The following is an 18,385-nucleotide window of genomic DNA, read 5'->3' as shown; positions in this document are numbered from 1 at the left end:
CTTCTTCAACTCCTATCTAATGTGCTTGTAGTATCGTAGTGTAGATGCTTACAGGGTTTACCTGCAGCCATTTTTTCTATATATACCATTTTTATCTTTATACTGCAACAATACTTTTTATAAATAATTGCTGTAAGCCATGTAGATCGCTGATAACCACATAAAAACTGCTGAAATTTTATTTATGCTCACAAATAGTTTTGCAAATCCTTCTTGTTTTCCAATCTTCCACCCTATAACTGCTAAAAATAAAAACCAGCACCAAGAGATGAGAATGCAAGCCGTTGTAAATAAATTTTTTTCACTTCCAACATAGTTGATGGAACTTGTTCCGATTACCCCAATGGTGTCTAGAACGGCATGGGGATTAAATAAAGACACCGTCACTGCAAAAAAGATTTGTTGTTTCAGCGTAACACTTTTTTCTTCATGCTCACAACCATTGGCTAAGGTCTGATTCCATGTGAGCCAGCCCATATAGGATAAGAAAATAATTCCGATTCCGAGTAAGAATACCTTAATCCACGCAAAACTTGCGATAAAGAGCGAGACACCCTGAACGGCTAATAAAATCAAAATAGTATCACATATGGATGCTGTAACAACAACTGGTAATGTCCTTACAAATGTTGGCTGAGTTACCCCTTGGGTAAAGACAAATAAATTTTGTATTCCTAAGGGTAGTATGAGCCCCATTGCTAGAACCATTCCATGAATAAATGCTTGCATTATATTTCCTCCTTATTCCTCATCACTGTTTTTTTACAGTATAATGAAACATATCTGAAATGTCTTCAGCCAATTGGATTGTTGTAATACCATCCAATTTGTTATAATGAAAAAAAGTAAAAAAGAGGAGATCATTGTGTTATCGATTGATTGGAGACCTAATCCTAAAGACTCTGTGCCTCTTTATCAACAAATCTTTGCATATATGAAAAATAAAATCGCCAGTGGTGAATGGCCTATCAATAGTAAATTACCTCCCCAACGCACTCTTGCTCGTCTTTTGGGCGTAAATAGAAGCACCCTAACCATTGCCTTGGATGATTTAATTGCCGACGGATTATTAGAAAGCAAAATCGGAAGCAGTACTTGGGTAGCGAATAATACATGGTCGCTGCTCGCATCAACTCCAACTACCAATTGGACGTCCTATCTTAATAAAGGACTACATCTTCCTAATCTTCAGACCATCCAAGAAATCAATCATTTAGAATTTAATCCTAAATTTATTCGCTTAGGTACAGGAGAGCTTTCTCCTGAAATCTTCCCTAAAGGGATGATGGATTCTATCTTAGAACGATTACCGAGTCGTATTAACTCCTTAAGTTACGAAGAACCAAGGGGACTACCTTTTCTTCGAGAACAAATCAGTATCTATTTATCCTCTTTTGGAATCAATGTTTCTCCATCATCGATTTTAATTGTTTCGGGGGCACTGCAAGCCTTACAGTTAATTTGTGCGAGTCTATTACCAAAAGATTCTACCATCTTATTAGAAAGACCATCCTATCTTTTTTCTCTCAAATTATTTCAATCGATGAATATGGATTTTTGCGGTATTCCCCTTGACGAAGAAGGGATTGAGCTTGCACCAATCTCTTTTTATAAAAAACAAAAAAATGTAAATTTATTATATACAATCCCTTGTTTTCAAAATCCAACAGGAATTACTATGACGGAAAAACGTCGTAAAGATATGATTAATTTGTGCCAAAAAGAGCAATTACCGATCATTGAAGATGATGTTTATCGCGAACTCTGGCTCGATGAACCACCGCCCATGCCACTTAAAGCCCTTGAGAAAGAAGGTCTTGTACTTTATCTTGGAAGTCTATCAAAATCATTAAGTCCTGGGCTGCGGATCGGATGGATCGTAGGCCCAGAACCGGTCATCGAACGACTGGCTGATATTAAAATGCAAAATGACTATGGCTCTAGTTCTTTATCCCAGTGGGCTGCTGCCGAATGGTTTTCCAGCGGGCTCTATCAAAAACATTTGGAAGATGTTAGAATACAACTCCGAAGTCGTCGCGCGACTGCTTGTAAAAGTTTAGAATCCTACTTTAGCGATATTGCTACGTGGCAGATCCCTACAGGCGGTTTTTATATCTGGCTTGTACTAAATCAAGCCATTTCTATGCAAAAATTATTTAAAGAGGCCTTAGAAAATGGTCTTATCATTCATCCAGGTAATTTATATGATACTCTAGCAAATAGACATCTTCGCCTTTCCTATTCCTATGCCACATTAGCTGAACTGGAGAGCGGATTATTCCGACTTTCGATACTCATTAGGAATTTAATGAAAAACCCCTAGGTCTGTAATGAATAAAAAGCATGTTGTAGCGAATTTTCCAGAGACGTATGTACAATAGGAATGGAAAATTATAAATTACAAGGAAATAAGTTAAAGGGGGATTCAACATGACTGACCGATTATGGCTGATTACGAAAATCATGTACAAGTTAATAGAGGAGAAGTATCCTGACTTTAATAACTCCATGCATATGGAAGCTAGGCAAATGGCTGAAGATGAACTTCGTGAGAAGTCCATGAAAGAATTGCAGGTAATAGCTAAAGAAATGAATGTAACAGCATAATAAAAAAAGCCTTCGCGAACCTCGCGAAGGCTTGAAATTTCTGGTGACACACCGGGGAATCGAACCCCGAACCTACTGATTAAGAGGTGGTATAAGCACTTTAGTTTACGTTTTATTATGTTTTAAAACGTAGTAATTTAGAGGGTTAACAGCTTTTATCTTTATGAAATATTAGGTATCTTTTTAGTGCTTTTTTAGAAATAAACACTAAATAAACACTAAACGCTATATAGTAAAGATCATTGCTTGAAAACGCAAAAAGCAGACTATTATTTAGCCTGCTTTTTTTGTTTCTCTTTTGCATTATCGGTTGCCTGTTTTAAAAATGATTCCATTTTATCAGAAGTTTCTCTTTCGGCGGATTTAAGAAGGTGAGTATATACAATGGTAGTCGTATTAGTGTTGGCGTGTCCGAGTTTGCCAGCAACGGTTCGTATATCTGTTCCGGATGTTATTAGGTAGGTTGCCGCCATATGTCGAAAGCTTTTTGGCGTGATTGGTGGCAATCCATTGTCAGTGACAAATTTTCTTAACCACGTATTCATACTATCAGGGTGTGCTTGTCTGCCTTCCCATGTGGTGAAAACAAAGTCTTCGTTAATATCTTCTTCTCCTGCCCATCTATCGCCTAATTTCAAGCGTTTGGCGTTATGATCGGCTTTATGTGTCTTTAACAGAGTAGCCACAATTTCTGACATAGTTACAGTCCGTTTAGAACCTTGTGTTTTAGGGTCTTTAGTATATGTACCTTTACCAGTTAAATATTGCGAAGTTTGTTCAATGCAAATTGTGCCAGCTTCAAAATTAATATGCTTCCATTGTAATCCCATTGTTTCGCCACGCCTACAACCAGTGGCAAGTGTAATCATTGTCATAGTACGATGTTTTGTATTTTCAGATTCTAAAAGCAGTAAAAATTGACCAGTTTGTTCCTCATTGTAAATGTCTTCTTGATTACGTTCACATTTTGGCGCATCTGTTCGTTCGCAAGGGTTAAAAGATGCCAGTCCCCATTTACAAGCACGATTAAAAAGCATATTTAACATTCTATGATATTTATTAATAGTATTCTGTGATAGTTTACTTTGATCTTTTCTAGTGCCTTGATACATACCGTCTTCTTGAAGATTCTTAATAAATGCGCGGATATTGTTTGCATTTATATCATCAAGTTTTTTATGTCCGAGAGCAGAATCAATCCGAGTAAAAAGTCCATTATAAAACTGTATACTCTTAGGGGCTAATTTTTCTGCATGTTGTTTGAAGTAATCGTAAAATTGTTTTAGTGTCATTCTATTATTAGTAAGTACCGCGCCGCCTTTTATTTCAGTAATCCATTGGGCGCGAAGATCAGAAGCTTCTTTTGCTGATTTAGCAGTGACAGTCTTAAAATATCGTTTCTGCTGTTTTTTTACAGTACCATTTTTATCTCTGATAGCATTACCTTTCTCGTCTAATACTTCAATATAGCCGTCAGTAATAGTAAGTTTAAAAGTATTGGTGGTTATTTGAAGTACACCAGGATATTGCTTTGTACCTGCCATGTTATTCACCTTCTTTTTTGATTCTAAATTCATTTAACCAACGTTCTATGGTCTGAGGCCTTTTTACTCCGATTATGTCAGCTATCTCTTCGTTGTTTTTACCTTCTTCCCGCAATATTATTGCTTTCCTAACGTTTTCTAACTTTTCTTTTTGACGATGTTTTTTTACGTTTATAGAATTTCTGCATGCTTGACTACAATATTCTTGTTTCTCATTGTAAGCAAAGTATGGATTGCCGCAAATATCGCACGTTTCCACTGGTTGGTCTTTAGTAACACAATTTTGAATTATCATTAGTTTTAGAGCAACAAATAGCGAACTGTTAGTGTATCGGGTTTGCCAATATTTGCCGTCATAATGTAACTCAACACCAATGGGATATACATTGATTTCTTTTAAATACTGTTTCCAAGGCAATCCAAATGGAGAAATATCTTCAGGGGTTGCCTTGGCCTTTTTAAATTTTCCCCACAAATCATAACATAACCTTATTTCTAAAGTTTTTTCAATAGTGATCGCGATAGGTTCGCCATAATTATAATGCCATTCATCTATATTAGCCATGTCAGGAGGTTCATTAGGAAAACATCGTGGGAAACAATGATGTTTGTATATTTCAAAAAACTGTCTATTATTGTCGTGTTCCAATTCATGTATTAAGCCAAATAATCCATAACTATTAGCAAATCTTAATAATGGTTTATAATCATTTGGCATTTTACGTAAATCATTAGTCATTACTATGAAATCACAAAGAAGCTCCTTTTCTTTGAATGGAGAATAATATTCAATTTTTGCATTGCCAGCAGGAAGGATTACAGATTCGCCGTGCTGGTTTTCTATTACGTATTCATTAAATCTAGGCCATAAAGGTGAATCCGAAATTAGGCCAGGGTTTACGCGAGGTGAATTTCTTCTCATAATACGGCTCTCCTTAGAAAAATGTAATTGATGTAAGCAACTTCTTAATTACAAAGATATCATATAAAATGAAATTAATCAATGTTGTTGATAGCACTTTGAAAAATAAATAGCTGTACCTGTTAGATTTGGCTAGAGCCTTAACGCTGGGGTAGGGAGCCGATAAGTTTAACTGGTTATAGTGTAGTTTCAGAATTATAGATATTAAAAACCTTTATCAGAGGAGTGAAATAAATGGCAAATTTAGATATACGAAAAAAAATAGCCAGCAACTTTTTGAAACACTGGGAAATAGCAATGGAACTTAATATTCATGAAGCTGTACTCTGTCGGTGGTTACGTAAGGAATTATCAACAGAGAAAAAAGATCTCATTCTAGCAGCTATAGAAAAATTATCGAAGGAGGGTCGTTAATGGATATAAAAACAAACCTCTATACCATTAAGGAAATTAATAAAAAATCAAAAGAAGAAGGATTTTCCAGCTTTTTTCAGAGTTATACCAGTATATACAGTTTAATAAAATCTGGTCGTTTACCAGTAGTAAAGGCTGGTAATCGATACTTACTCAGGATATGCGACATTGAAAAAGCACTTATGGCAACTACAGTAATGGTTGATGGAATTAGAAGGATTGATTAAATAGAATTCCTCAATATTTATATGAGAAGGTGAATAAATGGAAAAATTTTTACTCTTACAATCAGCCAGAGATTTGAAACGTTGGGCTGAAAATCAAGAAGACCATCAAATGGTTGATTGCTCTTTAATTATGATTGAACGTTTAGAGTTGTCGATTGCAAAAGAGAAAACATTGTATAGATCAAGGGCTAGAAGGTGAATACATGGAAGTAGTTGCCAAAAAAACATCTAAGAAGAAAGAAAAATTTATACCTGATTTTAAAGATTGGCGAGATTTTTTAAGTTATGACGATGAAGGAAAACTATATCAAACTCCTGCTAATGCCATGAAAATATTGAAGCATGATGAACGTCTTAAAGATAAATTTTCATACGACTTAACGATCAATACGGTTTTTAAAACAAAAGGACTTCCTTGGTCGCAAAAAGATGATAAATACACGAATGCTGACAGGAAAATAATGTCTGATTTTGATTTTAAAGCACTCTATAACTATTTCCATAATAACTATAATTTTTCTCATATTACTGTCATAGATAACGCCTTTGCAGAATTTTGCCTATCAATCCAGCATAATCCACTAATTGATTATCTTGATAGCCTTCCACAATGGGATGGTGTTCCGCGAGTTGATACGTTATTGATTGACTATTTTAATGCCGAAGATACAGGGTATGTGAGGATAGTTACCAGAAAAAAACTCACAGCATTATTAAAGAGGGCATACGAACCGGGCTGTAAATTCGATGAATGTTTAATTCTAAAAGGTGGACAAGGTTTAGGAAAATCGACATTTTTTAGAATTTTAGGTGGCGATTGGTTTACAGATAAAATTAATATAACTAGTGATTCAGCCAAAACATACGAATCAATTAAAGGGAAATGGGTATGCGAAATGGGCGAATTAGTCAGCTTAAAGAAATCCGAAGCAGAATTAATTAAGTCGCACTTATCCGCACAATATGATTCATATAGACCGCCATATGGTAAAAATGTAATGCAAATACCGCGAATGGGTATCACAGTCGGAACTACTAATTCTGACGAGTTTCTTAAAGACGTTACTGGCAATCGTAGATTTTGGACGGTTAAGGTTTTTACTGGTGGTGTAAAAAATGTTTGGAATGATCTTCCGATTGAAAGAGACCAAATACTTGCAGAAGCTAAAATGATATATAAATCTGGTGAACCATTACATTTACCGAAAGAAATTGAAGAAATTGCAGCATTAATACAAAGTGAGTTCGTTATCCGCGATGGTTGGGCAGATACAATCGAGAATTATCTTGAAATTATATTGCCTTCTAATTGGAGAATGATGAAAGATTTTGAAAGAGTCTCTTACATAGACCAAAATCGGAATTTAATATGTGGAAGTAACAAACGTCAAAGTGTAACTATTGAAGAAATTTGGATTGAATGTCTAGGTAGTCGGATTGAAAATTTAACACCAACAAAAACCAATCAGATACGCGATATCATGAATCAGGTTGAAGGTTGGAAGGCTTTTAAAAATGCACGAAATACAATATTCGGCAGAAAGCGTGGTTGGGAACGAATTAAAAAATGACACATGGTCTGTGTCAAGTGTGTCAATGGTGTGTTATCACAAAGCTAGATTATATAAGGGTTTAAAGGGTATTAACACACTTGACACACTACATATATATAAAGAGATACATATATGTAATACCGTATATAGAGGAATTGCACACAGTATAAGGAAAGTCTTTTGGTTTTTTTAGTGTGTTGTGTGTGTCAGGGTTATAAGTGGCGTAATTACTGGGGGTGAGAGGTTTTTTCTTGGCACAATAGGGTGTGTTGGTGTGTTAAAAATAGTGTGTCAGGCTATGAAATCAGTAAAAAATAATCTAATAAAAGGTAGAATTGCACAAATGAAGATTAAAATTTATTTTCCTGTTAGTCGTTTCCTATAACCTTATCAAAAAAAGAGAGATGATAGAAAATGAGGATTGATAATGCAATAATTAACCAAGCAAAGCAAACTGATTTAGTCAGCTACTTATCTTTAAGAGGTGAGCCACTTATTAGAAAAGGTTCAGAATACCAACATGGAGATCATGACAGTCTTTTTATTAAGGGGAATGTTTTTCGGTGGTATAGCAAGATTGGCAAAGGTGGTAAGTGCTTTTCTGGTGCGGCTATTGATTTTGTGATGGAGTTTTACGGAATGACATTCATTCAAGCGGTTGCCGAACTTACAGGTGTTAATAATGGACAAGTTACGCCTTATGTACCAGTAGCGAATAAGCCTAAAGTATTAGTAATGCCAAATAAGGCTGATAATGTACGCAGGGTTTTTGCGTATTTAGTACAGACAAGGCGAATAGATAAAAAGGTTTTGCAATTATGCTTTGATCGTCATTTGATTTATCAAGACACTTTTGGAAATGTAGTTTTTCGTATGAAGGACATTAATGGTCATATCGTTGGTGCTGAAATTCGCGGTACAGGGTCAGTGCGCTATACAGGAATAGCAAGTGGTAGTTTGTATGGATACGGTTTTAATCTTTCAATAGGGACTAATTGTGAAAGAATGATCGTCCTTGAAAGTAGTATAGATTTGCTAAGTTTTATTAGCTTACATTATAAGAATTTGGGAGGGCGGGTGCTATTGAGTATGGCAGGACTTAAAGAACAAACACTTTTGAATATGGCGAATTTATATAATATTGATTTGAAAAATGTTTGTTGCGCTACTGATAATGATGAAGCTGGTATTAATTTTGCAAATAAGATGCAATTGGAATACGGCACTAAGACATTTCTGCCAAATAGTGCAAAAGATTGGAACGAGGTTTTACTGTTAGAGAAAATAAATTAGAAAAGGAGTCAAAAAAATGATATTTCAAAACTTATATATTATTGGACAGGTCATTACAATTCTTATTCTGTCAGGGGTGATTTTATGGGGGAAATAATTATTAAACGTCCTAGAATGATAGTTGCGTTGACTGAAAATGAAGTCCTAGAAATGTTAAAGAAAAATCCTGATACATGGGCAGTAGCGTTAAAACGTGGTAAAGGCGTATTGCGTTATGAGCAATCAATGAATAGGAAGGGGTGAGCCTTGATGTAAGAGTGATTAAATAATACATGTACGACAGGGATAATATGCGGAAGTGAGAGAACCGACAATAAATGAAATGAGGTTTTTGATAATGAAAAATAAAATAGTGTGTCATGCTAACGAGTGTATTTTTAATAATCAAGGTGGTTGCAGTAATGATTTTGGTGTAACAATTGCTGTATATGATGGCGTAGCTGTATGCCCTAACCATACTCCAATGAGTGCTGATGATGCCAAGAAATTAGAGTTAATTGAAGGTTTATATCAGGTGCTAGAAGGTTTATTGTTAGAAGATCATGGAGACCGCATGAGTGAAAATATTAGGGATTATGATTTGTGTACGAGTAATGAGAACACAGTATTTATGGAACTTGATGGTGGAGATCATTTGCAGGATATATGTACTGATAATGATAGAGTGGTTGCCATAGTGGATACTCTAAACGTATTAAAGTATGGGCGAGTTATGAGAGTGACAGAATGTAGTTAATATGAGAGTAAGCATAATCACAGCGTACATAATTTTCAATATAAATAAAATATGAGGAGTGGAATGATAATGTCTGAGAACAGGGTAATATCAGGGCAATTTCAAAAAGGACAAAGCGGTAATCCAGGAGGTCGACCAGCAAAAAAAGCTGAACTTGCAGTAAGTTGCAGGGAAATGACACCTGATATTTTGCAAACAATTCAAGGTATAATTGCGAATAATGAAGCTAAAGATGCTGATAGAATATCCGCTAGTAGGTTGGTGCTTGAATATGGATTTGGCAGGCCTTCGCAAACTGTAGAAGTTGATGTGTCAACGAAAGTAGAAGAAATGAGTGACGAACAGCGTAGGGCGAGAATAAGAGAATTACAGGCTAAAGCGGCAATTGACATTGAAACCGATGATGATTAGATTAATAATGTTTATCAAGGTATATGGATTTTAAGCTATATACCTTTTTAAATGGTGTATCTGTGTTAAAAAGTATACTTTACGATACAGTTATTTTAAGATCATTTTATTGGATTGAAAGTGTATTAAAAAGTTAAAAAACAATTTTAATATGTATTGAAAAACAAATAGACATTTTAATACAATTCTGTTATAGTAAAGATAACAAATATAGCAGGAGCGTGTTGAATGTGAAAGTAGGATACGGAAGAGTGAGTGCTAAAGACCAAAACCTTGGCCGACAGATAAAAGTCTTTAAAGAGAATAATGTTGACCGCATATATGAGGAAAAGATTAGTGGTAAAGATACTGATCGCCCACAACTACAAGCAATGTTAGAGTATGTCAGAGAGGGTGACACTGTAGTTGTTGAATCATTTAGTAGGTTATCACGTAACATGTTGGATTTACTCACTATTATTGATAAATTAACACAGAAGGATGTAGGATTCATAAGTCTTAAAGAAAACATTGACACTACTACACCAGCAGGACGGTTTCAGCTTAATGTATTCGGTGCAATGTATCAGTTTGAACGTGAGTGTAGCAAGGAACGTCAACGTGAGGGCATTGATCTAGCATTGGCAGAGGGGAGAGCATATGGCAGACCTAAGACTGTAGTGGTGACTGACGGATTCATTGCAGCATATACAGAATGGAAGGCTGGTAATATCACAGCTACTAAGGCTATTGATATGTGCGGTATGTCAAGAGCAGGCTTTTATAAGTTAGTTAAAGAATACGAGGCAGGTTGATACCTGTCTTTTCTTATACCCTCCCCCCGTCATTTTTTTCCAAGAAAACAAATTGCCACATGCCCCCGTGACCACTGAGAAATTTTATAAAAAAATACCAAATTTTTATGTAAAAAAACGGTAAAGGAATGTGATTAAATGTCAATTAAGATATCGGCTAAATTGGAAGGCAAAATTAAAAAGAATCTTCGAGAGGTTTTTTGGGCTATATCTCAACAATCGCTATCGAAAAAACAATCACCTACAAATCAAGATGTATTAAATTATTTAATCAATTTAATGATCGGAGCTGCAGCGGATCATAATGCAGATTTAAAAATAAAATGTAAAAATATAATTGAGTTTTCGAATAAATAAATATAAAAATATGAGCCTGGTGAATTTGATTAATTTCAAGTGAACCGGCTCTTTTCATTTTAAGAAATAATCATGCCAGCCAACAATATTAACTTAAAAGAAGGTGGATAAAAATGTCACAAAATAATATGGGAACATATTCTATCGCGTGTATTGCAGACTTCTCACAATTCAATTCAGCAGTATTAAACTCAGTTCAAATGATATCTAATCAAACACAAGCAATAACCAACATGCTAACAGCTATGAACAATAACGCTAGTAAGAGCATGGCGCAAATGGCGGCTACTGTTGGAATATCGGCAACACAATCAGTTGAGCAAATTAATAGAATAAATCAGTCTATGGCAATGGTAAATTCAACTAATGCTACTCAATCAATGCGTCAATTAGGGAATGAAACTGGTAATTTAGAAACAAGAATAAACCAAACAACACGAAGTGCTAGTAATTTTAGTAATATTTTAGGGACAATGGGTAGCCATATTAAAACAATAGCAATGCTCGGAGTTATTACCGCGCCCTTCATGGCAATTAATTCTATGACAAGTATTGAACGTCAAATGGCAGGCATGATTCAAACATTGCCACAATTACATAACAATCAAGCTGCTGTAAATGATGTTTCTAAACAATTCATAGGTATTGCTGAACAATATGGAATGCAAGTCGATAAGATTATTGAAGCAGGAAAACTTTGGAGCAGAGGGTATAAAGATGTTGGCGAAGTAATGTCATTAACAGGATTGACCGCTAAACTCGCTGTAGCTGATATGATGGACGTAGGACTTGCTAATAGGGCTGTAGAGTCTGTTATTAGTGGTTATGGCAGGCAAGCTGATGCAGTAAGTTTTGCGACTCATGTTGTGGATTCATTTACAAATGTTTCACATAATAGCCAAGCATCTGCAACGGACTTATCAGAAGCTTTAATAAGAACAGCGGCTGCGGCTCATGTGGTCGGTGTATCATTTGATACTACCACAGCACTAGCGGCTACAATGATTAAAGCTACAGGTCAATCAGGTGGAAATGTCGGTAATGCTTTAAAGTCTCTTTTTTCTAGTATACATTCTGATAAAGCAATAAGAGATTTGCAAGATTTAGGAATACAAGTTTATAAATTTGATAAAGATGGTACTGCTAGTTTTAGAGACGTTTCAAGTGTAATGACTGATTTAATGTTAACCACACATGAAACTAGTAAAAATATGGAGAAAGATTTACAGGATATTGCAGGGGGTAAGTTCCAATGGTCTAAAGTTGCCGCTTTATTCTCTAGTTACTCCGACTTTATCAAAACCTACAATTTATCAATTAATTCCGTTGGTTTCTCAGATGGACAAGTGGCGGCTCAAATGGATACTGTTAGTCGTAAGGTTCAACAGGTAAAAGCTAGTATGGACGGATTGCTTGTTAACGCTGGTAATTCTGGTTTAATGACTGGTATTAAAGGTATGTTGGATGGAGTAAACAGTTTTATAAAAGGTTTGCAAATGATTCCTGCTAGTGTTTATCAAATTATTGGTGTTACGTCAATGATGGCACTAGGATGGGTTGCTATGACAAGGACATTGGGTTTTCTTAATGCTGGTGTTATTGGGTTAAGAACAGCACTAGTAACTACTACACCGATTAAATTAGTAGATGCGGTGGCTACTGGTGTAGAAACAGCGGCACTTGAAGCTGATGTAATTGCCACGAATGCTGATACAGTAGCAAAAAGTAGACTTGCTGTAGCAACAAGTATTGCTACTGGTGGTCTTAATCTAATATTAGCAGGATTGACAGCAGCGGCTATAGGTGGTTCTGTTTATGCAACTAGTTTAGGTTCTGCAAGTATCGCTACAGAAAATAGCATCCAGAAGAATGAAGATTTAATTGCCGCTAAAAAGCAAGAAATTGAGATGAACAAAAAGCAAGTTGATTTTATCGGCACTCTTGGAGAAGCTTATATTAGGTTAAAGAATGATCTAAATAATGTTGGTGACGATGAAAAGAAAGCTATTAAAATTAAAGAAGATTTAGGGACTACAGAAAATGAATTAGCTAAAATCATTGGGGAAGATGGAGTAAAACGGATTAAAACTTCTGATGATGTTAATTCCGCTATTTCACACGAACAGGAAGTTCATGCTCAAAAAACTACAGAAATTCAAACTTCTTTAAATAATCTTGTTACTGCTCAAAAGGAATTGAGAGATAATACAATCCAATATTGTAATGATCGAATTGATGCAATAAATAATGAAGCTGTTGATTTTGCAAAAGCGGCTGATGCCATTGGTCAATCTTTAGGTAAGATTAATCAATTAATGTTCGAATATTACCGTGGAAAAGCTAATTTTATGGGGAAAATGTCGGAAGATATTAAGGCTGAATCAGATAATGGTACGTTGAAACAAGCGTGGCAAATGGCGGGTATTCCTACTGATAACATGGATGCAAACGTTCAAGGTTCTGCTGATTCTTTTGCCGAACAACAAAATAAATATAACGCTAAAGCTGATGCAATCGCACAAGCGGCTAAAAATGTAGCTATAAATCAAAGTAGAGAAGCAATGGGGTTAGGCGGTCACTGGACTCCATCTGGCGAAACTCCTTCACTAGGAGGAACAGATATTATTCCTGTTAGCCCTAAAGGTTCTGGTACAGGAGGTCAAGGAGAAACAGCCTATCAAATTCAGAAAAAAGCATATGAAGCGGCACTTGCACAAGCTAAATACAATAAAGAAGTTGCAGGAGAAAAGTTCACTCATGCTGACGAATTAGCTTTATATGAAGAAATGATGGGCAATGTATCTAAGATTGATGATAAACACCATCAAGAAACTTTCGATTATCTTAAAGGCGAGTTTGAACTTAAAAAGAAAATAATTAATGAAGGAATTGCGCTTACTGAAGCTGCTTTAAATCGTGAAATTGCACTTGCTAAAATTTCAGCGGCAGATAAACAAAAAATTGAGGATGAAATAGCAAGGAAGAAAGCTAATAACATACCTTTAAGTGCTGATGAATCTAAAATTGATCTTGATTTTCAGAAAATGTACGCCTTGCCAAACGGTTCAAAAGAAAAAGTAGATGCACAAACAGCCGTTATTAATGCTGAATCGGCATTAAACGATAAACAAACCGAATCCTTGCAAAAAGCGTTGCAGACCCAATACGACATTGCTTTAGATCATTCTAAGAAAATGCAACAATTAGCCAATCTTGACTTAGATCATAAAAAAGCTATGGGGTTAATTTCTGATGAAGATTATTTGAAGTTAAAAATTCAGATTGATCAAGGTTACTTGGAAGAACAGGTTGGACTTGCTAAAGGCATTATGGATAAATTAGGCGATTTAAAAAGCGCACATCCAGAAAACAAACAAGTTTCAAATGCGTATGATAGTTCTTCTAAGAATTACAGTAAATTGCAAGACGAACAAACTAATCAAGCGGCAGTAGATGCTAATAAATTAAAAGAATACTACAATTCAATTTCTCTTAGTGTAAATAAGGCTGTAGCAAGTATGAGTGGTGCATTTACCAACATGTATTCATCTATCATGAAAGGTGGATTTACCTTTTCCGGTTTGATGAAAGGCATATTTAACGGTTTGGTTGATTACACGTCAAATTTGTTGTCTACTATGACGATTAACGCATTGCAACAATACGCCAGAAATTTAACCGCTAAAAAAGCCACAAAAGCTACTGAACAAGTTATTGATAAAACAACGGCTGCGGCAGAAGTTGCAACGAATACTGCAAAAAATACTGCATTGGTTGCAAGTGATCAAGCTGCTGCTGCATCGTCAATGGCAGCATGGACACCTCTTCTTTTATTAATGGGTGCTTTAGCTTTATTGGGTGGAGGTGGCAGTAGTACTTCGACAAGTACATCAACCGTAAGCCTTGGCAGAAATGCTGCAAGCTACTACACGACACCTGCTAGTATAAGCGTACCTAGTTTTGATGTAGGAACATTGGACGTACCGCACGATATGTTAGCGCAAATCCATAAAGGAGAAGTTATTGTCCCTGCTCCGTTTGCTGATGGTGTAAGAGGTATGATAAGCGGTTCCAGTGGTAATGGGAATAATAGTGGGCGTTCACAGCAGAGACCTTTTGTTTTAAATCATACATTTGCCCCCAATTTAATTGATACTAGAGGAGCAAAAGAATTTTATAATGATAGTAGTAAGGAAATGGTAAGAACTATTAGAAAAGAAGTTAGGAGATTTAATGCAACTTCCTAAAAAAAAGATTATAATTTATAGTAAAGGATGTGATATATTAATGGCTTCTGTTATTGAATTTCCAACAAAATCGGTAATAAATTTACAAGAATTAGAATCGTCTATACGAAAATTTTTGTATAACCATACTGATGATAGTGAATTAATAGAGAACGTTACATGTAGAATGAAAGCGTATGCTGGTAAGTATCTGAATAAGGATATTAATTTTAATTTTTCAACTGATGTTTTAGATTTGCCAACAGAAACGTCTGGAGAACAGTTAAACAGCATCAGTCTTGCTATTGATGAAAAAATTCAAAATATAATTACTGATATTCATATGATGACTAATGAAATAATTGCTGAACGGTTGAAGTTTGAAATCCATTTATATTATATAAATACTAGTATGCAAGCAGCTATTAAAAATAAAAACCATGATGAAAAATACATCTTGCGTCAAGGGGCTGATGATTTAAATAGCATATTAACTAAATTTTAGTAGAAGGGTAGTGCTAATTTTAAAACATGGTAATGAGACCGCCTAGGACAATCTATAAGCCTTTTAGTATAATCGGTAAATAGATTGCATAGGCGGTCTTATTTTTTTTTTTTTTGTGTTTCACTAGGACGAGCCTTTGACTATGAGGAAGTTTGACAGATTGTAATTTATTTCTCTGTCAGCAATAGTTCTCTATGGTATTTCGTTCGTATTTGACTTATAGGGGCAAAGTATTTACACAAAATTTTCCGCACTCTTATTGTCTTCTTGTGTGTCGTTGATACTGAAATTGTGCTTTATTATATTAGGAAAATAACATATGTGATGTTGATGAAGTCTTGGCGGTTAACGTCAGGGCTTTTTTGTATTATCTATATATCTTTGTCAATTTCGCAAAGTATTGTTCGTTAGTAGGCAAGAAGATTTCAAAAGACAATGAGTTATAGTTGATTGGTAGTTAATTGGCTTTCAATTTAGTGCATATTATATTGATAATACTTGTTGGTTATAATTAACATAATTAAATTATTGACAACTAACAACAAAGAAAGTTATCATAGTTTTAAAGTGGTTTTAAGATTTTTTAAAAAAGGTGTGATTAATATTAAAACTTTGTCACAAATTGCTGAAGAACTAAATACACCCTCTTCAACACTTAGGTATCGAATAACGCCATATATGGATTTCCTTCCTTGTGTAAGAGCCGATAAAGGTAAGATGTTGTATGCAGATGACAAGAAAGAGATAATGAGAGAAATAAATACATACGCATCTCAAGGTAGAGGAAATAAAGAAATAACTAAGATTTTATTAAAGAAATACCCTCATAATGCTGCACTTCCAAAAGATCAGAAACTTGGCAATAATGAAGAAATTATGCTGCCTATGGAGGAAGAGAATACCAATATTATTGCCACACAAAATACGACGCAAGAAATTAATGAGAGTGTATTAATTAATCATCCTATACAGCAAGAGAGTGGCAATAATGTAGCACTTATAGAAAAATTAGCAGAGCAAACAAAGATATTGAAGATCATAACCGACATACCTAATATTGAAAAATACCTTGGATATGTATTATACGAAGAAGCTAAGAAAGTAATTTAATAATTATAAAATAGATAAAACTTGGCATTAATGTCAGGTTTTTTTTATGTGGCAAAATAGCTGTTTACAAAAGTCTGCCTTATTAAAATTGAAATAAGAAAGAACCTAAACACTGGTGATATAGTGGTTAGGCTAAAATAACAATCTCTCTAAATTCGTGGAGGTTTTTTTTGATCGGTAAATGATGATAGATATCAAACTTAATATTTATAATATTGAATTAAATATTTGACATATCAAATATAATGCGGTAATATAAATACAAAAGGGGGTGATTTATTGCCAGTCAGTTATAATCCATTATGGAAATTGTTGATTGATAAGGGATTAAGTAAGAGTCAATTAAAAGAAAAAGTCAATATATCAACGTCAACGCTAGCTAAAATGGGTAAAAATGAATATATTGCCTTAATGGTGTTGGAACGTATTTGCTTAGAACTTAAGTGTCAATTATCAGATGTTTGCGAAATAAATAAAGATAATCAATTAAATGATTAATGGATATCAAAAAAAGAAAAAGCCCCTACCTGCTGTAACAGGTAAAGGCTAGGACACGGCAAGAACCAACTAAGAACCCTGCCAGCACTATTTTATCATTGTTGGCAGATGGTAGTCAAAATAATAAAGGATGGTGCTACATATGACAGTTGCAGAATATTTAAGATACCGTGACGCATTTATTGATTTGCAAGAAATAGGATTTGATACTCAAGAAAAATTAGAGCAACTTATTGATATTGTCGCCAAGCATAAGGAAAATTTAGTTGAAGCAATACCTCACCTAGAGAAGTTACTTGTAGTGAGGGTATTAGCATGAATATCGAACAAGATTATGTTGAATTAATCGTAACGATTGAGAATGACGAACTTAGGGAAAATATAGAAGCTATGGCGAATGATTTACAGGTTACACCTGAAAGATTGTTGGAAACAATAATTTGTGCGAAGTATAGTAATATTGGGTAGGGGATTCTATCTTTCTCATAACAGCCGTTCATAATTGCGTTGTGAGAGGTTTTATTTTGTAGGCGTGGTAGTTTGTATGGGTGATGTATTTTAAGGCAGGGTAATACCTGTCTTTTTTTGTTTGTGCTGGTGGTAAAGTGACGATGGGGATTGCTAGCAGAGAAATAAATTCAAAAATTCTCTTGAAAGTCGCTACTACTTTTGTTCGGCTGGTGCTGATGTGTTGAGTATGCTATTTTATTTTCTGTCAGTAATAAATACAGTAATAATAAGGTGTTCATATACAATAGTTAACACCTTATTTTAGAGTTTATTAGTATTCATTTGTATCCTTTTTCTAAAATAAACACTAAACAAACACCATAGTTAACATAAAAAAAGCCCTCGCGAACCCGCGAAGGCTTGAAATTTCTGGTGACACACCGGGGAATCGAACCCCGAACCTACTGATTAAGAGTCAGTTGCTCTGCCAGTTGAGCTAGTGAGTCATATTAAATGTGGTTAGGGCGGCAGGACTCGAACCTGCGAATACGGGAGTCAGAGTCCCGTGCCTTACCAACTTGGCGACGCCCCAATTAAATACCCTAACAGTAGTATATTATAACAGCTAATTTCCCAAAAAGCAAATGGAATAATAGATATATACAATATTTGCTATATTTTAAAGGGATTTTATTAGAAGGATTATAATGGAAAGATAACGAATAGACGAATTAAGTC

General features: G+C 34.9%; 21 protein-coding genes and 2 tRNA genes. 18 read left to right on the top strand and 5 right to left on the bottom strand.

The annotated features are described in order from the left end of the window. Positions 1-117: 117 nt before the first annotated feature. Complete coding sequence (locus tag ACAN52_RS14815; RefSeq protein WP_378955689.1) at positions 118-729, bottom strand: LysE/ArgO family amino acid transporter; 612 nt, start codon at positions 727-729, stop codon at positions 118-120. A gap of 136 nt (positions 730-865) precedes the next feature. On the opposite strand from ACAN52_RS14815, the gene ACAN52_RS14810 reads away from it, so the two are divergent. Beyond that, on the top strand, positions 866-2,323 hold the full coding sequence (locus ACAN52_RS14810) for a PLP-dependent aminotransferase family protein (protein WP_378955688.1): 1,458 nt from the start codon (positions 866-868) through the stop codon (positions 2,321-2,323). 107 nt (positions 2,324-2,430) lie between these two features. Then, positions 2,431-2,607 (top strand): hypothetical protein, encoded by a 177-nt coding sequence (locus ACAN52_RS14805; protein ID WP_378955687.1) that lies wholly within the window; start codon positions 2,431-2,433, stop codon positions 2,605-2,607. A gap of 269 nt (positions 2,608-2,876) precedes the next feature. Here the strand turns inward: ACAN52_RS14805 and ACAN52_RS14800 are convergent, their stop codons facing one another. Together ACAN52_RS14800 and ACAN52_RS14795 are read right to left on the bottom strand one after the other, a co-directional pair. Then, positions 2,877-4,151, bottom strand: coding sequence for a tyrosine-type recombinase/integrase (locus tag ACAN52_RS14800; RefSeq protein ID WP_378955686.1), 1,275 nt, complete (start codon positions 4,149-4,151; stop codon positions 2,877-2,879). 1 nt (position 4,152) lies between these two features. Then, on the bottom strand, positions 4,153-5,073 hold the full coding sequence (locus ACAN52_RS14795; RefSeq protein ID WP_378955685.1) for a helix-turn-helix domain-containing protein: 921 nt from the start codon (positions 5,071-5,073) through the stop codon (positions 4,153-4,155). A 234-nt stretch (positions 5,074-5,307) separates the two neighbouring features. Here ACAN52_RS14795 and ACAN52_RS14790 point away from each other — a divergent pair, with 234 nt between their 5' ends. The 16 genes from ACAN52_RS14790 (at position 5,308) to ACAN52_RS14715 (ending at position 17,665) form a co-directional block, all read left to right on the top strand. Further along, on the top strand, positions 5,308-5,487 hold the full coding sequence (locus ACAN52_RS14790; RefSeq protein ID WP_378955684.1) for a hypothetical protein: 180 nt from the start codon (positions 5,308-5,310) through the stop codon (positions 5,485-5,487). Continuing rightward, a complete protein-coding gene (locus ACAN52_RS14785; RefSeq protein WP_378955683.1) occupies positions 5,487-5,714 on the top strand; it encodes a hypothetical protein in 228 nt (75 codons plus the stop codon). The genes ACAN52_RS14790 and ACAN52_RS14785 overlap by 1 nt, the downstream gene beginning before the upstream one ends. 37 nt (positions 5,715-5,751) lie before the next feature. Beyond that, the gene (locus ACAN52_RS14780) at positions 5,752-5,913 is read left to right on the top strand and encodes a hypothetical protein (protein WP_378955682.1); all 162 of its coding nucleotides are present in this window, start codon (positions 5,752-5,754) and stop codon (positions 5,911-5,913) included. Positions 5,914-5,917: 4 nt separating this feature from the next. Further along, on the top strand, positions 5,918-7,285 hold the full coding sequence (locus ACAN52_RS14775; protein ID WP_378955681.1) for a VapE domain-containing protein: 1,368 nt from the start codon (positions 5,918-5,920) through the stop codon (positions 7,283-7,285). A gap of 396 nt (positions 7,286-7,681) precedes the next feature. Further along, entirely contained in the window at positions 7,682-8,560 is an 879-nt protein-coding gene (locus tag ACAN52_RS14770; RefSeq protein WP_378955680.1) for a DUF3991 domain-containing protein, read from the top strand. Positions 8,561-8,644: 84 nt separating this feature from the next. After that, entirely contained in the window at positions 8,645-8,803 is a 159-nt protein-coding gene (locus tag ACAN52_RS14765) for a hypothetical protein (RefSeq protein ID WP_378955679.1), read from the top strand. Between the two features lie 94 nt (positions 8,804-8,897). Beyond that, a complete protein-coding gene (locus tag ACAN52_RS14760) occupies positions 8,898-9,296 on the top strand; it encodes a hypothetical protein (protein WP_378955678.1) in 399 nt (132 codons plus the stop codon). Positions 9,297-9,365: 69 nt separating this feature from the next. Further along, positions 9,366-9,707: a DUF5681 domain-containing protein gene (locus ACAN52_RS14755; protein WP_378955677.1), complete on the top strand. Its 342-nt coding sequence runs from the start codon at positions 9,366-9,368 to the stop codon at positions 9,705-9,707. Positions 9,708-9,937: 230 nt separating this feature from the next. Then, positions 9,938-10,501 (top strand): recombinase family protein, encoded by a 564-nt coding sequence (locus tag ACAN52_RS14750; protein ID WP_378955675.1) that lies wholly within the window; start codon positions 9,938-9,940, stop codon positions 10,499-10,501. Between the two features lie 138 nt (positions 10,502-10,639). Continuing rightward, a complete protein-coding gene (locus tag ACAN52_RS14745; RefSeq protein WP_378955674.1) occupies positions 10,640-10,858 on the top strand; it encodes a hypothetical protein in 219 nt (72 codons plus the stop codon). A gap of 113 nt (positions 10,859-10,971) precedes the next feature. Further along, a complete protein-coding gene (locus tag ACAN52_RS14740; RefSeq protein ID WP_378955673.1) occupies positions 10,972-15,105 on the top strand; it encodes a phage tail tape measure protein in 4,134 nt (1,377 codons plus the stop codon). Next, positions 15,092-15,589 (top strand): hypothetical protein, encoded by a 498-nt coding sequence (locus ACAN52_RS14735; protein WP_378955672.1) that lies wholly within the window; start codon positions 15,092-15,094, stop codon positions 15,587-15,589. The genes ACAN52_RS14740 and ACAN52_RS14735 overlap by 14 nt, the downstream gene beginning before the upstream one ends. A 501-nt stretch (positions 15,590-16,090) precedes the next feature. Further along, a complete protein-coding gene (locus ACAN52_RS14730; RefSeq protein WP_378955671.1) occupies positions 16,091-16,699 on the top strand; it encodes a hypothetical protein in 609 nt (202 codons plus the stop codon). A gap of 279 nt (positions 16,700-16,978) precedes the next feature. Continuing rightward, positions 16,979-17,197 (top strand): helix-turn-helix domain-containing protein, encoded by a 219-nt coding sequence (locus ACAN52_RS14725; protein ID WP_378955670.1) that lies wholly within the window; start codon positions 16,979-16,981, stop codon positions 17,195-17,197. A 142-nt stretch (positions 17,198-17,339) separates the two neighbouring features. Next, positions 17,340-17,516, top strand: coding sequence for a hypothetical protein (locus tag ACAN52_RS14720; protein WP_378955669.1), 177 nt, complete (start codon positions 17,340-17,342; stop codon positions 17,514-17,516). After that, positions 17,513-17,665, top strand: a complete 153-nt coding sequence (locus ACAN52_RS14715) for a hypothetical protein (protein WP_378955668.1) — start codon at positions 17,513-17,515, stop codon at positions 17,663-17,665. The genes ACAN52_RS14720 and ACAN52_RS14715 overlap by 4 nt, the downstream gene beginning before the upstream one ends. Positions 17,666-18,077: 412 nt before the next feature. Here the strand turns inward: ACAN52_RS14715 and ACAN52_RS14710 are convergent. After that, a tRNA-Lys gene (locus ACAN52_RS14710) sits at positions 18,078-18,153 on the bottom strand. Between the two features lie 10 nt (positions 18,154-18,163). Further along, positions 18,164-18,239 (bottom strand) — tRNA-Gln (locus ACAN52_RS14705). Positions 18,240-18,385: the final 146 nt, after the last annotated feature.

It is taken from the genome of Pelosinus sp. sgz500959 (assembly GCF_042610375.1).
Classification (GTDB): domain Bacteria; phylum Bacillota; class Negativicutes; order DSM-13327; family DSM-13327; genus CTSoil-075.
Note: the sequence above shows the minus strand (reverse complement) of the source record. Positions and strands in the feature narration are given on the sequence as shown.